The following is a 15,377-nucleotide window of genomic DNA, read 5'->3' as shown; positions in this document are numbered from 1 at the left end:
ATGACCACCGTAGTTGATTGCCCTACCTGCGGCGCCAAAGTTGAATGGACGCCCGCCAACCGCTATCGCCCGTTCTGCTCGGAGCGCTGCAAGAAAATCGATCTGGGTGCCTGGGCCGAGGAAAAGTACGCGATTCCTGCGGCCCCGCCCAAAGACCCGCTGGACCAAGAGTAAGTAGAGATCACACTCAGGCCTCAGGCCGGATAGCGCAGTTCGTCCAGCCAGCCCAGCAGCGGTATGGTAGCTGGCAGCAGCGGCTCCACACCTACCGTGCCCTGCCATGCAAACGCCTGTCCTTCCAGACTCTGGGGCTCGCCCTGCCAGTCGCGGCTGAGGTAGAAATGCAGCCGCACATGGGCATGCGGATAGACATATTCCACCCCGCACCATTCCTCGGCACTGTGGATGGTCAGGCCCAGTTCTTCCATGAATTCGCGCTGCAGCGCCGCGAAGATGGTTTCGCCGGGATCGACTTTACCGCCGGGGAATTCCCAGTAACCCGCATACGGCTTGCCTTGCGGACGCTGGCCCAGCAGCACATCGCCATTCGGCTTGATCAGCACGCCCACGGCCACATCGACGATACCGCTCATGCGTGCTTCCCTGCGTAATCCTTGGCGAACTGCCATGCTACGCGGCCCGAGCGCGAACCGCGCTGCAGCGCCCAGCGCAAGGCATCAGCGCGTGCCGCTTCGATCTGTACAGGCGTGCAGCCCAGCGTGGCCAGCCAGTGCGCCACGATGGCCAGATAATCATCCTGCTTGAACGGATAGAAGCTCAGCCACAGGCCGAAACGCTCGGACAGCGAGATTTTTTCTTCCACCGTTTCACCCGGATGCAGGTCGCCATCTTCGTCATGGCGGTAGCTGCTGTTATCCGACATACGCTCCGGCATCAGGTGACGCCGGTTCGAGGTGGCATAGATCAATACATTGTCCGACTGGGCCGCGATACTGCCATCGAGCGCCACCTTCAAGGCCTTGTAGCCGCTTTCGCCTTCCTCAAACGACAGGTCGTCGCAAAAGATCACGAAGCGCTCGGGCCGGCCCGCTACCAGATCGACGATGTCGGGCAGATCAGCCAGATCGGCCTTGTCGACTTCGATCAGGCGCAGGCCCTGCGCGCCGAACTGGTTCAGACAGGCTTTGATCAGCGAGGATTTTCCCGTGCCGCGTGCGCCCGTCAGCAGCACATTGTTGGCGGGCTTGCCCTGCACGAACTGGCGCGTGTTCTGCTCGATCTGCTCTTTCTGCGGTCCGATGTGCTGCAGATCATCGAGCGCGATCGGGGCCAGATGGCTGACGGCCTGCAGATGGCCGGCCCCGCCACCGCTGCGCTTGCGCCAGCGGAAAGCATGGGCCAGCCGCCAGTCCGGCTCGCGCGGTGCAGCCGGCAATACGGCTTCCACCCGCGCCAGCAAGGCTTCAGCGCGGGTCAGGAACTGCTCGAGTGGCGTCGTCATATCAGGAACGGTAGTCGGCGTTGATGCTGACGTAGTCGTGCGACAGGTCGCAGGTGTACACGGTGGCCTGGGCCGCACCGCGCGCCAGTTTCACGCGCACGGTGATTTCGCTCTGCTGCATCACGCGCTGGCCGTCTTCTTCCTTGTAGTCGGGATTGCGGCCGCCGTTCTTGGCCACCCACACGTCGTCGAGGTAGAGATTGAGCTTGCTGACGTCGAGATCATCCACACCGGCGTAGCCGATCGCCGCCAGAATCCGGCCCAGATTCGGATCGGACGCAAAGAAGGCGGTTTTCACCAGCGGCGAGTGGGCGATCGAGTAAGCGATCTTGCGGCACTCTTCCATGCTGTTGCCCTCTTCCACCGTCACGGTGATGAACTTGGTCGCGCCTTCGCCGTCACGCACGATGGCCTGGGCGAGGAACACCGCCAGTTCCGTCACGGCGGCCGCCAGTTCGGCATATTCGGGGCTATCGACCGAGTTGACTTCCAGCGTGCCGGCGCCGGTGGCGATCAGCATGAAGGAATCATTGGTCGAAGTATCGCCATCGATGGTGATGCAGTTGAACGACTGGTCGGCCACCTGTTTTACCAGTACGTCGAGCACCGGCTGGGCCACTTTGGCGTCGAAGGCCAGATAGCCGAGCATGGTAGCCATATTCGGCTTGATCATGCCGGCGCCCTTGCTGATGCCGCTCAGCGTCACGCTGTGGCCGGCGATGGTCACGCTGCGCGAACCGGCTTTCGGCTGGGTGTCGGTAGTCATGATGGCTTCGGCCGCGTTATACCAGTTATCGGCTTTCAGACCGGCCACGGCCTGAGGCAGACCGGCGATCACTTTCTCGGCCGGCAGCGGTTCCAGAATCACGCCGGTCGAAAACGGCAGAATCTGGGCCGGGGCGCAACCGAGCTGCTGCGCCAGCGCGGCGCAAGTCTGGTTGGCCAGCGACAGGCCCAGTTCGCCCGTGCCCGCATTCGCATTGCCCGTGTTCACCAACAGCGCCACGATGGGCTGGCCGCTGGTTTGCGCGGCCGCCAGATGGGCTTTGGAAATCTGTACCGGCGCTGCGCAGAAGCGGTTGAGCGTAAACACCCCGGCCACCGTGGCCGTCGGTGCCAGCTTCATCACCAGTACGTCTTTGCGGTTCGGTTTTTTAATCCCGGCTTCGGCATAGCCGATTTCGATACCGTTGACGGGCTTCAGGTCGGCGGCGACGGGCAGAGGGGAATTAACGGCCATTTCAGTGTTCTCGTGTGGGTAGAAGGGAAGCCGCTATTGTAATCCCTGCAGGGGCAAATGGCGCAGGCGCATGACTCTTGCGCAGCAGTTCATAAATCACGCAAAAGATGTCTGACAAGTTATTGAATTAACTTTAAAAATAGACATCATTCGCAGAAAAACGACAAATTTTTAGCACGATCGTACACATTTATCGAAAGAAATTTCCCTATTGCACTTAAAAGCGCTTAAATGATGGATGGAATGCCGTACCCCCGCATCTCAAGAGACGATTGTGACGACAAAATCGTTCAAGCAGCACACAAACGACAACAATTTCAAGGAACCCTACTCATGAACAAAACTCTGTTAGCCGCAGCCCTGTTCGCCGCCATGCAAGCCCAGGCAGGCACCCTCGACGACGGCAACCTGAGCCTGAGCGGCTTCGGTACTCTGGGCGTCGCCAAATCCAATACCGATCAAGCGCAGTTCACCCGCTACAACCAGGCCGAAGGCGTGGCCGATCAGGCCAAAATCGGTCTGGACAGCAATCTGGGCCTGCAAGCCACCTACAAGATCAATGACTGGCTGTCCGGTACTGCGCAGATTCTGACCCGCAAGAACACCAGCCCGACCTTTACCACCGACCTGACCTGGGCCTTCCTGAAAGCCCGCATCAATGACGAAACCAATGTGCGCGTCGGCCGCGTGGTGCTGCCTGCCTTCCTGATTTCGGAATACCAGAACGTCGGCTATGCCAACACCATGATGCGCCCACCGGTCGAAATGTATGCGCAGGCACCGATCGAAGCCGTGGATGGCGCCGACGTGACCTACCAGCACGCTTTCGGTGACTTCAACTTCACCACTTCGGCCTACGCCGGCGTGAGCCGCGGCAAGCTGTTCGTACCGGCCGCCGCTACTGTGGCCACCTACCGCGCCCCATCGGCCGGCCTCAGCGTGGGCGGCGAATACGGCCCGTTCAGCGTCCGTCTGGCCCATGCCCGCGTGAAAATGACCAGCAACGATCTGGGCCCCGTCAACACCCTGACCAGCACGCTGGCCAAGGTCGGCTTCGCCCAGCTCGGTAGCGACCTGAGCCTGATCCAGGGCAAGAAAATTGCCTTCACTTCGCTGGGCGGCACCATGGACTGGAACAACGTGGTCGCGCAGGCTGAACTCGCCATGCGCGTGGCCAAAGAGCCGGTCTACATTCCGGACACCACCTCGTGGTACCTGATGGCCGGTTACCGTATCGGCAAAGTGCTGCCTTACTTCGCTCACGCTGCCGTGCGCGATGCTGGCCACTCCGTCACCCCGCCCGCCACCTTCCCGAAAACCGGCGCACTGGCTGCGACCGTGGGCGGCCTGATGGCTGCGGCTGAACAGAAGAACGACCTGATCGGCGTGCGCTGGGACTTCGCCAAATCGATGGCCCTGAAAGTGCAGATCGACCGCGTCAAGCCTAAGACCAAGGCCGGCACCCTGATCTTCGCCCCGGCTGCAGGCTACACCAACACCGTTACCGTGGTCGGCGCTGCGCTCGACTTCGTCTTCTAATCCGGAGCCCACCATGCATAAACTGATGTCCTCCCTGCTGCTGTCGGCGCTGGCCATGGCAGCTCTGCCGGCGTCGGCAGAAATCGTTGTGATCGTTAGCCAGAAGAACCCTGCCACCCGTATGTTCTCGGAACAGGCTTCCCAGTTCTTCCTCGGTAAATCCAACCTGTTCACCCCGGTCGACCAGCCGGAGAGCTCGCACATCCGTGCCGAGTTCTACCAGAAAATCGCCGACAAGGATCCCGCTCAGGTGAAAGCTTTGTGGTCGAAACTGGTGTTCACCGGTAAAGCCACACCGCCGAAAGAATATGCCAATAGTGCCGAGGTAAAGAAAGCAGTTGCTGCTGATCCGAAAGCAATCGGTTATATTGATAAATCGGCAGTAGATGATACGGTGAAAGTCATTCTGACCTTGCCTTAACATCCGGTAGTATCGCCCGCGCAGCAGCACATCTGCGCGGGACGGCACTCCCGGTTAGCCCGAGGAGTGCCTGATTTGAGTCTCACACTACGTGCGAAATTCCTGCTGCTGAGCGCCCTGATCCCTACCCTGGTGGTCGGCCTGCTGATCTGGAACAGCCTGCGGCTGATGAACAACGCCGTCAGCGCCAATGCCGAACGGGTTGCGCAGGAATATGCGGTAGCCCTCAATCTCGCGCTCAGTCCCTACGCCACTGGCGGCCGTCTGCCGCAACTGCACGGCCATCTGGCCGAAATGCTGGCCGATCCGGCCGACAGTTATCTGCGCTATCTGGTCATCCTCGACCAACATCAGCAGCCCATCCTGTCCGTCGGCCAGCCGCCGGCCCGGCTGCCGGAAACGCTGCGTCTGGGCGGCGGCACTGTTTTCAAAGGCGTACGTACGGAACTCGGGGCCAAGCTGCTGCATGCACGCGCCCCGCTGCTGCTGGTGGATAACCACATCGGCTCGATCAATTTCGGCATCACCACCACTGAGCTTGAACAGGCACGCGATGAAGTGATGTGGCAGGGCGGCGTGATTTCCATGGCCGGCCTGATGCTGGGCATGCTGCTGTTCTACATCGTCACCCAGGGCATCGCGCGCCGCCTCAATGTGCTACGCCGGCAATCCACCCGCATGGTGCTGGGCGATTACAGCACCACCCTGCCGGAACAGGGCAATGACGAAATCACCGTCTTCACGCGCACCCTTAACACGCTCAGCGCAGCGCTGCGCGAGCGCATCAAGCAGCTCGAGCTGTCACAGCAGCGCCTGCTGGAATCGGAGCAGCGCTTCAAGACCCTGTTCGACATGGCCCCCCTGCCGCTGACCGTATCGGACCGCGCGGGCCGCATGATCGCAGCCAACCGCGCCGTCACGGAAACTTTTGGCCACCCCGTGGCCGAGCTGATCGGCAAGCGCTCGGAAGAAGTACGCTTCTGGGCCAGTGCAGTGGAGCGCAAGCGCATCTGGAATATGTACCAGAACGATGGCGCCGTGCATGGCGATATCGCCGGCGTGCTGCTGGCCGATGGCAGCGTGGGCAGCGTGGCCATCTGGTCTTCCTCGCTGACGCTGGACGGACAGGAGGCCATCATCTGGGCCCTGCTCGACCTGACGGAAGAACTCAATGCTAAACGCGAACTGAAAGACCTCAACTTCTCGCTCGAGCTGCGTGTCAAGGAACGCTCGGCTGCACTGGAGCGGGCCAATACGGAATTGCAGGCCACGCTGGAAACCCTGCGCATGACCCAGAGCGAGCTGCTGTCGGCAGAAAAAATGGCGTCGCTCGGTTCGCTGGTGGCCGGCATCGCCCATGAACTCAACACCCCTATCGGCAACAGCCTGCTGGCCTCGACGTCATTGCGTGACCGTGTGATCGAATTCGACCGCAAAGTGGTGGCCGGCGCGCTGCGCCGTTCGGAACTGACGGTGCATCTGGAAGAAGTGCGCATGGCCAGCGAACTGATTTCGGGCTCGCTGCACAAGGCGGCCGAGCTGATCTCTTCGTTCAAGCAGATCGCGGTCGACCAGACCAACGACCAGCGGCGCGAATTCGATCTACTCTCGGCCGTGCATGACACGGTGGCGACCTATATGCCGCGCCTGCGCCGCGCCGAATGTGAAGTCCGGCTGCAGATCAATGAGGGGCTGATGCTGGATTCCTATCCGGGTGCGCTGTATCAAGTGCTCAACAACCTGATCAACAATGCCCTTAATCACGCCTTCGAACAACGCAAGGGCGGCCACATCACCATCCGCGCCGAAATAATAGACGACAGCACCATCGGCCTGCTATTTGCCGACGACGGTGCCGGCATGCCGGAAGAGGTGCTGCGCCGCGTGTTCGATCCCTTCTTCACCACCAAGATGGGACAGGGTGGCACGGGCCTCGGCATGAACATCGTCTACAACGTGGTGACGGGCGTACTCGGTGGCCGCATCAGCATCGATTCCACGCCAGGCGCCGGCACCAACGTGCGCCTGATCCTGCCGCGCTGCGCGCCCCAGCGCAACAGTGGCAGCAGCAACGGCCACTAAAACTAGTTGCGGCCCGCTGCGCGCGGCGCCACAAAGGCCAGCGCTTCTTCGAACGAGCGCAGCACCATGTCCACATGGGGCTGAACGCTGCCGAGCGCCGGCACATCTTCTTCCAGCGTGGGCCGGATAGTGGCCAGCAGGGCTTGCGGCAGATTGGCACGCAGTTCGTCCACCACGGTTATCCATGGCTCCAGCGTTTCGCGGGTCGGATAGGGGATGAACAGCGTCGACACCAGATCGGCCTTGTCGGGATCCTGTTCCTCGGGCGCGATAGGCACCACCACGGAACGGGCATCATGGCTGGCTTCGCGCAGCGCGCGTGCCAGCAGTTCGCTGACCAGTTCGTCGCGCTCGGCGGCCTGGCTTACGCACAGGATGATGGAGCGCTGCGGCACGTCGAGCGAGCCCTGCCAGCGGCCCAGTCGCGCTTCGCGCAGATGGCGCAGATGCGCGCCCACATTGGCATCGAGCAGCGACACCTGGCAGCGTTTGGCGCGCGTCACGCCACTCGGTGCCAGCGCTTCCGCTACTTCGGCCACAGTATGGCGCAGATGCTCACGCTGAGTCGCGTCTATCAGTTCGGCGCGGATTTCAGCACCGGCCAGAGCCAGCCCCGGCAGCAGCACCTGATCGCAGTAGCGTGCCAGACTGTTACGGCGCAGGAAAGGCCGCGCATCGCGCAGGATGGCCCCCGTGTCGCCATTCAGCGCGCGCTGGTAGAAGCGCTGCGCGCCCGTCACATCGGGCGCCTGCCCCAGTAAGATCGCCAGCCACTCGAGCGCGGCCACGTGGCGCCCGGCCACCACCAGGCATACCGTTAGCGGGGTCGACATCAGCAAGCCTACCGGCCCCCACAGCGTGCCCCAGAACAGCGCCGACACCATCACGGCCAGCGGCGACAAGCCTGTGCTATGGCCATACACATTCGGCTCCACCACATTCGCCACCGTCAGTTCCAGCACACCGAACAGCACCAGACAGGACAGCGCGAGCTGCCAGCCCGGATCGACGGCTGCGGCAAAGCCGGCAATCAGGGCACCGGCCACCAGCGCGCCCAGATACGGCACGAAGCGCAGCACGGCGCTCAGCGTACCCCACAGCACGGCATGCGGCAGGCCCATGGCCCACAGCGACAGGCCGATGGCGATGCCGAAAGCGGCATTCACCACAAACTGGGAAAAGAAGAAGCGCGCCACGCCTTGCGCGGCATCGGCCAGTGCACGCGCCGTGCGGCCGATCTCGCGCTGGCCGGCCAGCCGGATCAAACGGTCCTGCAGCGACTCGTGCTCGAGCACGACGAATATCAGCAGCACCAGCACCAGCCCCGTTTCGCCCAGCGGCCCCCAGACCTTGCTGGTCAGGTCGCTCAGCAAATCGGTGCGCGGCCCCGTCGCCAGATTCTGCGCTGCTGGCGGTGCCGCCTCCTGGGCTTCGGGCGCCAGCGGGCTGATATGGCCGAAGCTGTCCTGCATGTGGATGAACGGGCGCTCGACGGCCGTGCGCACCTGCTCGATCTTGGTCTGGATGGCGGCGCGGTACTGCGGCAAATCTTCCGACACACGCAGCAGCTGGGTGGCCAGCACCATGGCCGTGCCCACCACGCACACACCGGCCAGCACCAGCGTCACCAGCATGGCCGGCAGCCGGCGCAGGCCGAAGCGGCCCAGCACCTGCAACATGGGCGCCAGCAGCAGACTCAGGATCACGGCCAGCGCGACCGGCTGCAGCACGTCGCGGCCGAAGTACAGCAGCGCCAGCACACAGGTGATCGTAACGATGGAATTGGCGCTGACGCGCGTGGCGAGGGACGGCGGGCTGGACATGGGAGCGGACAAGGGCATAGGGTGTGACTAGTTTAATTCATTCTCTCAGGCAAATCACTGCCCTGCCCCGCCGGCTCACCCGGAAGACGAAAAAAAACCCGGTACTGACTAACAGTACCGGGTCGGGTGAGCTTCAGGCTTGGGCCGGCGCAGTGCGCCAGCACCTGGCACTTAGGCCAGCTTGCCGTGGCAAGCCTTGTATTTCTTACCGCTGCCGCAAGGGCATGGATCGTTACGGCCGACTTTCAGGCCCAGTTCCATCAACTGTTCGCCCGTCAGGCCAGCCAGTTCCGCTGGCAGACCGGCGATGGCCGGTGCGGGTGCCAGCAGTTCTTCCGGTGCCGCGTTCGGGTTGAAATCGGCGTGCTGGTAGCTGACGTTTTCCACGTGCGACTGCTGCATAGCCGCTTCGGCAGCATCGATCTCTTCGCGCGACTGGATGCGTACCGTCATGATCAGCTTGACCACTTCCTGCTTGATCATGTCCAGCATCTGGCCGAACAGTTCGAATGCTTCGCGCTTGTATTCCTGCTTGGGATTCTTCTGCGCATAGCCGCGCAGGTGGATACCCTGACGCAGATGGTCGAGTGCGGCCAGGTGTTCGCGCCAGTGGCTGTCCACGCTTTGCAGCATCACGTTGCGCTCGAAACCGGCAAACGATTCCTTGCCGACGATAGCCACTTTCGACTGGTACAGCGCATCGGCTGCGGCCAGCACGCGTTCCAGTATGTCTTCGTCGTTCAGATTGGCTTCGGTTTCCAGCAGGCCGCGCAGCGGCAGCTCGATCTGCCATTCGGCGGCCAGGGCTTTTTCCAGGCCGGCCAGATTCCACTGTTCTTCCACCGATTCTTCCGGCACATATTCGCGCACCAGATCCGTGAAAGCGCCATGGCGCAGCGAATCGATCAGCTCGGAAATATCGGCCGCTTCCAGCAGCTCGTTACGCTGCTGGTAGATGACTTTACGCTGGTCGTTGGCGACATCGTCGTATTCGAGCAACTGCTTACGGATATCGAAGTTGCGCGCTTCCACTTTGCGCTGGGCCGATTCGATCGAACGCGACACGATGCCTGCTTCGATCGGTTCGCCTTCCGGCATCTTCAGACGGTCCATGATGGCGCGCACGCGGTCGCCCGCGAAGATGCGCAGCAACTGGTCGTCCAGCGACAGGAAGAAGCGCGACATGCCAGGGTCACCCTGACGCGCAGCACGGCCACGCAACTGGTTGTCGACGCGGCGCGATTCGTGGCGTTCGGTGCCGACGATGTGCAGGCCGCCAGCGGCCACTACTTGTTCGTGCAGTGCCTGCCAGCCATCGCGCAGCGCTTTCGACTGGGCAGCTTTTTCCGCATCGCTCAGGGCTGGATTGGCTTCGATGAACTGGATCTGCTTCTCGACGTTACCACCCAGCACGATGTCGGTACCACGGCCGGCCATATTGGTGGCAATGGTAATGGCTTTCGGGCTACCGGCCTGGGCGATGATTTCCGCTTCGCGCGCATGTTGCTTAGCATTCAGCACGTTATGCGGCAGGCCGCCCTTGGTCAGGATGCCGGACAGCAGTTCCGAGTTTTCAATCGAAGTGGTACCCACCAGCACAGGCTGGCCGCGGTCGTAGCATTCGCGGATTTCCAGCATCATGGCGTTGTACTTCTCGGCCGAAGTCTTGTAGACCTGATCGTGGCGGTCTTTACGCTGCGATGGACGGTTAGGCGGAATCACCACGGTTTCCAGACCGTAGATTTCCTGGAATTCGTAAGCTTCCGTATCGGCCGTACCGGTCATACCGGCCAGCTTGGCGTACATGCGGAAATAGTTCTGGAAGGTGATCGAGGCCAGCGTCTGGTTCTCGTTCTGGATCTTCACGCCTTCCTTGGCTTCCACGGCCTGATGCAGACCATCGGACCAGCGGCGGCCCGTCATCAGACGTCCCGTGAATTCGTCGACGATCACCACTTCATTGTTCTGCACCACATAGTGCTGATCCTTGAAGTACAGCGCATGCGCGCGCAGCGCTGCGTACAGGTGGTGCACCAGCGAGATATTGGCCGAATCGTACAGCGACGCGCCTTCCGGCAGCAGGCCCATACGGGTCAGGATGGCTTCGGCCTTTTCGTGACCGGCTTCGGTCAGCAGCACCTGATGGGCTTTTTCATCCTTGGTGTAATCGCCGGGTACTTCGACCTTGCCCTTGCCGTCCGGGGTTTCTTCGCCGATCTGCAGGGTCAGCAGACGCGGCACTTCATTGATTTTGTAGTACAGGTCGGTGTGGTTCTCGGCCTGACCGGAAATGATCAGCGGAGTACGGGCTTCATCGATCAGGATCGAGTCCACTTCATCGACGATGCCGAAGTTCAGTGCACGCTGGACGCGGTCGCGCGCTTCGAACACCATGTTGTCGCGTAGGTAGTCGAAGCCGAATTCGTTGTTGGTACCGTAGGTAATGTCGGAAGCGTAAGCAGCCTGTTTGGCGCTGTGCTCCATCTGCGACAGGTTGATACCGGTGGAGAGGCCCAGCCAGCCATACAGCTTGGACATGGTGTCGGCATCGCGCTGGGCCAGATAGTCATTGACGGTCACGATGTGCACGCCCTTGCCGGACAGCGCATTCAGATAGGCTGGCAGCGTTGCGGTCAGGGTTTTACCTTCACCCGTGCCCATTTCGGCGATCTTGCCATAATGCAAGACCATGCCGCCGATCAACTGCACGTCGAAGTGGCGCATCTTGAACACGCGCTTGCTGGCTTCGCGGCAGACGGCAAATGCCTCTGGCAGCAGCGCATCGAGGCTGGCGCCCTGGGCGATACGTTCCTTGAAAGCCGGGGTTTTCGCTTGCAGCTCGGCGTCGGACAGTTTTTCCATGGCCGGCTCGAGCGCATTGATCTCGCGTACCGTTTTTTGGTATTGCTTGAGCAGCCGCTGGTTGCGGCTACCGAAAATCTGGGTCAGTAATGACATGCTTGAATTCTTGAAAAAACGCCGTTAAAAAAGCCCGGAAGGGATTGCGTGCCCTAGCGCTCGCTATTCGACTATGGCAAAAGACCATGATTTTATCATGCGACCGCGTCTACATTGGGTTATTGGCCTGATTAACAATAGCTCAAGCATGAACAAAGTCATAAAACCGGCGGATTTAGGACCGTTTTTCCTTTGCCGTGACGTTTTTTTGCCGCTGTGATATGTTGCGGCCCATGCGCTTCAACTCTTCCAACCTGACCATCAAACGCCGCACCGCCGTCGAAGCGACGGATTTCCTGCGCCGCGACGACCGCATGGCCAGCCTGCTACCGGCCATCGAACGCATGGCATCGCTGCAGAAAGACTGCGCCGCGGCTTTGCCAGCCATGTTCAAGTATTGCGAAATCCTCGCCTACGAGCAGAATGTGCTGACACTGGCCCTGCCTAATGCGGCGCTCGCGGCCAAGCTCAAGCAGCAGATCCCCAAGCTGCAGGACACACTGGCACGGCGCGGCTGGCAGGTCGATCAGGTCAAATTACGCGTGCAGATGGTGAAAGCGGCCGAAATCAAGGAGCCTATGCGCGCGCTGTCGCTGTCGGAAGCGGCGGTGCAAGCGTTCGACCAGCTCGGCGACACGCTGGAACCGAGCAGCCAGAATGCGCCCTTGATTGCAGCACTGAAGGCCATGGTAGCGCGCCGGCGCACACCTTGAAGCCGGCCTGACCTGATCTGGCGCACGCGCACGCACTGCCTAAGCGCCCTGCGCGCTGGCGATCAGGTAAGTGCCCACTCGCGCGCCATCTGGCGCAGATACGACGGTGGTGCAGCCTGTTCCGAACCGAACGAAACAATCTCGTAGGCGTCGGGATGCTTGAGCAGTTCCAGCAGCAGTTGGTTGTTCAGCGCATGGCCGGACTTGTGGGCTTCGTAGCTGGCCAGCAGCGGGTGCCCCACCAGATACAGGTCGCCGATGGCATCGAGGATTTTGTGGCGCACGAATTCGTCGTCATAGCGCAGACCATCCGCATTGAGGATGCGGTACTCATCCATCACGATGGCATTTTCCAGCGAACCACCACGCGCCAGACCTATGCCGCGCAGCATTTCCACGTCCTGCATGAAGCCGAAAGTACGCGCGCGCGCCACGTCATGCACATAGGACACGTCGCCGAAATCGACTTCTGCGCGCTGCTGGGTGCCATCCACGGCCGGATGGTTGAATTCGATGAAGAAGTCCAGCTTGAAGCCGTTATACGGCGTCAGACGGGCCCATTTTTCCTTGTCGCCCGTACCTTCGCGGATTTCCACCGGCTTCAGCACACGGATGAACTTCTTGGCCGCTTCCTGCTCCTGCACGCCTGCCTGTTGCAATAAATACACGAACGACGACGCCGAACCGTCCATGATGGGAATTTCTTCCGCACTCACGTCGATGTAGAGGTTATCGAGCCCCATGCCGGCGCAAGCCGACATCAGGTGCTCCACGGTCGAAACGCGCGCACCATCCTTGATCAGCACGGAAGCCATGCGGGTGTCGCCCACGGCCATGGCACTGGCAGGGAATTCCACCACCGGCGTCAGATCGACGCGGCGGAACACGATACCGGTATCCGGCGCGGCCGGACGCAGGGTCAGTTCGACCTTGGTGCCGGAATGCAGGCCTACACCTGTGGTGCGGACCATTTCTTTGATAGTGCGTTGTTTTAGCATCTGAAGATTATAGCGAAGTTAGCCCGGCCGCGCTGTCAACGATGTTTCCAACAGTAAAGCATAAAGCTCGCCGTACAGGTGCTAGCTATGGCGTCGGCATAGCTGGCAGCCCATACTTGGCGATACACGCATTTTCAAAGAGGCAAAAGTGCTACTATTGCCACACTCAACAGAATACTGCCGGTCAATACACAGCACATAGCTCAGGAGAGAAAAATGCGTAAGTGTCCATGTTGTGGAAAGGCGGCGATATCGTCTTCAGTGCTCTCGACGATACGTTGGACTGGCTCGGCACAATGCCCGGCGTGCGGCAAGCATCTAAAAGTTAAGCGCAATATTTTCAGCTTACTCCCGCTGGTGTACACCACAGGCCGGATAGCACTGGACCGCATATTCCATATCCGCTTTAGCCTAGGCGATCGCTGGGAACTGGGCGTGATTGCTGCCCTGTTACTGCTTGCAATCTGGCGCGTTTCCCTGCGACAAGACAGCACAAAAAAATCGGCCGATGGCGATGTTGCCAGCACTGGCTGAAGATTCACTCAGGCAGGCCGTCATTCTGGAATAATCACTGCAGGCTCACAATCAGAATCAGCGCCAGAATGAAAGAACTGATGGAATATACCCTACACACACCTGCCCCCCGGCATTTCGCCACACTGGGCGGCTGGATCAGCGATGCCGAGCAGTGCCTGCGCTGGGCCGGGCCCAAACTCGCATTTCCCTTTGAAGCCAGTATGCTGCAGACTTTGCTCGAAACCGAGCCCATGGATAGCTACGCACTGCTGGACCAACACGCCAGTCTGGCAGGGTTCGGGCAGATTTTCCGCCGCGAGCCCGCCACTGGCCATCTGGGCCGGATCATTATCGATCCCCGCCGTCGCCAGCAGGGCATAGGACAGATACTGTGCAGCGAGTTAATCCAGGCGGGCGTGCGCCGGCACGGCTTTCGCTCGATGACGCTATGGGTCTATCTGGACAATGCGCCCGCCGTACAGCTCTACCGTGCGCTCGGCTTTGTGCCGGAAGCCCGCGAAGGTGCTGCCGGTTGCCAGTTCATGCGGCTACCGATAACACCATGAGTTCAAGCGCTGCGGGGCCAGGCGGCACCGCGCTGCGCAGTCACGGATGCTCGGCTTCTGCGTGCACGCTTTCACGCCGCACCAGATAAATGCCACTGGCGATGATGATGGTGGCACCCAGCAGCGTGTAGCCGTCCGGCAGCACCTGCCACAGCAGCCAGTCGATTGCCACGCCCCAGGCCAGCGCCGAATATTCGAACGGCGCCACCACGGAAGCCTGCCCCGAGCTGAACGCACGGGTAATCGCCAGTTGGCCAAAGAAGCCGCTCAGCGCCAGTGCCAGCAGCACCCAGCCGTCTTCTGCGCGCAGCGCCACCCAGTGCGACAGCGACATGGCCAGCCCGCCGGCCGCCATCATCAGCAGATACCAGAACATCATGGCTTCATTACTATCGGTACGCGCCAGCACGCGGCTGACGATGGCCGACAGCGCATAGCAGATGGCCGCGCCCAGCACAGCCAGCCCGCCCAGCGAAATAAAGCCGCTGCCTTCGGGGCGCAGCACCACCAGCACGCCCAGCAGGCCCACCACGATGGCCACCCACTGGCCCAGTCCCACCCGCTCTTTCAGCACCCACACCGACAAGGCAGTAATCAGGGTGGGCGCGATGAAGAACAGGGTGTACGCCTGTGCCAGCGAGAGTTCCTTCAGGCCGAAGGCGAACGAGGTCAGCATGATCACCCCCAGCGCACTGCGCAGCAGATGGACTGACCAGCGTATCTGGGTAATGCCGCGGAACGCGCCGCGCGCCAGCATATAGCCGCACAACAGCGGCAGCGAGCTTAAAGCCCGCATGGCCGTCACCTGTGTGGCCGGATAGTGGGCCGACAGCACTTTCATGGCCGTGTCCATCATCGAGAACATGGCCACCGACACCAGCATGGCGTAGATGCTGCGCAGATTATCGGAACGGGTAGCAGAAGACAGAGCAAGCTCCTTGCAGGGTGTTCGTTTGAACGAAGAAGACGTCAAGCGTGGCGACGTCGGGAGCCGGAATCGGGTATAAAAGAACTTCGATTCAAGACTGATGATTATAGCAAGCTGCTCAGCCATACGCA

13 protein-coding genes are annotated in these 15,377 nt (G+C 61.0%); 6 read left to right on the top strand and 7 right to left on the bottom strand.

The genetic code is table 11. The features are described 5' to 3' along the window. The gene (gene yacG, locus GM655_RS09225) at positions 1–174 is read left to right on the top strand and encodes a DNA gyrase inhibitor YacG (protein WP_155434385.1); all 174 of its coding nucleotides are present in this window, start codon (positions 1–3) and stop codon (positions 172–174) included. A gap of 20 nt (positions 175–194) precedes the next feature. Here yacG and GM655_RS09220 read toward each other — a convergent pair whose 3' ends face one another. Genes GM655_RS09220 through argJ form a run of 3 tightly spaced genes read right to left on the bottom strand, consistent with a single transcriptional unit; the run spans position 195 to position 2,702 of the window. Continuing rightward, a complete protein-coding gene (locus GM655_RS09220; RefSeq protein ID WP_155434384.1) occupies positions 195–593 on the bottom strand; it encodes an NUDIX domain-containing protein in 399 nt (132 codons plus the stop codon). Then, entirely contained in the window at positions 590–1,462 is an 873-nt protein-coding gene (locus tag GM655_RS09215; protein ID WP_155434383.1) for an ATP-binding protein, read from the bottom strand. The genes GM655_RS09220 and GM655_RS09215 overlap by 4 nt, the downstream gene beginning before the upstream one ends. A gap of 1 nt (position 1,463) precedes the next feature. After that, a complete protein-coding gene (gene argJ / locus GM655_RS09210) occupies positions 1,464–2,702 on the bottom strand; it encodes a bifunctional glutamate N-acetyltransferase/amino-acid acetyltransferase ArgJ (RefSeq protein WP_155434382.1) in 1,239 nt (412 codons plus the stop codon). Positions 2,703–3,035: 333 nt separating this feature from the next. Between argJ and GM655_RS09205 the strand changes: the two genes are divergently transcribed. From GM655_RS09205 to GM655_RS09195, 3 genes are all read left to right on the top strand, one after another. Continuing rightward, on the top strand, positions 3,036–4,241 hold the full coding sequence (locus GM655_RS09205) for a hypothetical protein (RefSeq protein ID WP_155434381.1): 1,206 nt from the start codon (positions 3,036–3,038) through the stop codon (positions 4,239–4,241). A gap of 13 nt (positions 4,242–4,254) precedes the next feature. Then, entirely contained in the window at positions 4,255–4,662 is a 408-nt protein-coding gene (locus GM655_RS09200; protein ID WP_155434380.1) for a type 2 periplasmic-binding domain-containing protein, read from the top strand. Between the two features lie 75 nt (positions 4,663–4,737). Beyond that, a complete protein-coding gene (locus GM655_RS09195) occupies positions 4,738–6,744 on the top strand; it encodes a sensor histidine kinase (protein WP_155434379.1) in 2,007 nt (668 codons plus the stop codon). A 2-nt stretch (positions 6,745–6,746) separates the two neighbouring features. On the opposite strand, the gene GM655_RS09190 is transcribed toward GM655_RS09195, so the two are convergent. Together GM655_RS09190 and secA are read right to left on the bottom strand one after the other, a co-directional pair. Next, positions 6,747–8,585, bottom strand: a complete 1,839-nt coding sequence (locus GM655_RS09190) for an AI-2E family transporter (RefSeq protein WP_229632485.1) — start codon at positions 8,583–8,585, stop codon at positions 6,747–6,749. 153 nt (positions 8,586–8,738) lie between these two features. After that, positions 8,739–11,525, bottom strand: coding sequence for a preprotein translocase subunit SecA (gene secA / locus GM655_RS09185; protein ID WP_155434378.1), 2,787 nt, complete (start codon positions 11,523–11,525; stop codon positions 8,739–8,741). A gap of 233 nt (positions 11,526–11,758) precedes the next feature. Between secA and GM655_RS09180 the strand changes: the two genes are divergently transcribed. Then, positions 11,759–12,238, top strand: coding sequence for a DciA family protein (locus GM655_RS09180; RefSeq protein WP_229632484.1), 480 nt, complete (start codon positions 11,759–11,761; stop codon positions 12,236–12,238). A 62-nt stretch (positions 12,239–12,300) separates the two neighbouring features. Here the strand turns inward: GM655_RS09180 and lpxC are convergent, their stop codons facing one another. Further along, complete coding sequence (gene lpxC / locus GM655_RS09175; protein ID WP_155434376.1) at positions 12,301–13,236, bottom strand: UDP-3-O-acyl-N-acetylglucosamine deacetylase; 936 nt, start codon at positions 13,234–13,236, stop codon at positions 12,301–12,303. 614 nt (positions 13,237–13,850) lie between these two features. On the opposite strand from lpxC, the gene GM655_RS09170 reads away from it, so the two are divergent. Continuing rightward, positions 13,851–14,318 (top strand): GNAT family N-acetyltransferase, encoded by a 468-nt coding sequence (locus GM655_RS09170; RefSeq protein ID WP_196308738.1) that lies wholly within the window; start codon positions 13,851–13,853, stop codon positions 14,316–14,318. 40 nt (positions 14,319–14,358) lie between these two features. On the opposite strand, the gene GM655_RS09165 is transcribed toward GM655_RS09170, so the two are convergent. Then, positions 14,359–15,201, bottom strand: a complete 843-nt coding sequence (locus GM655_RS09165) for a DMT family transporter (protein ID WP_155434803.1) — start codon at positions 15,199–15,201, stop codon at positions 14,359–14,361. Positions 15,202–15,377: the final 176 nt, after the last annotated feature.

The organism is Pseudoduganella danionis, assembly GCF_009720775.1.
GTDB classification, from domain to species: Bacteria; Pseudomonadota; Gammaproteobacteria; order Burkholderiales; family Burkholderiaceae_D; genus Rugamonas; species Rugamonas danionis.
The sequence above is the reverse complement of the archived record's forward strand: the minus strand, read 5'-3'. Positions and strand labels throughout refer to the sequence as shown.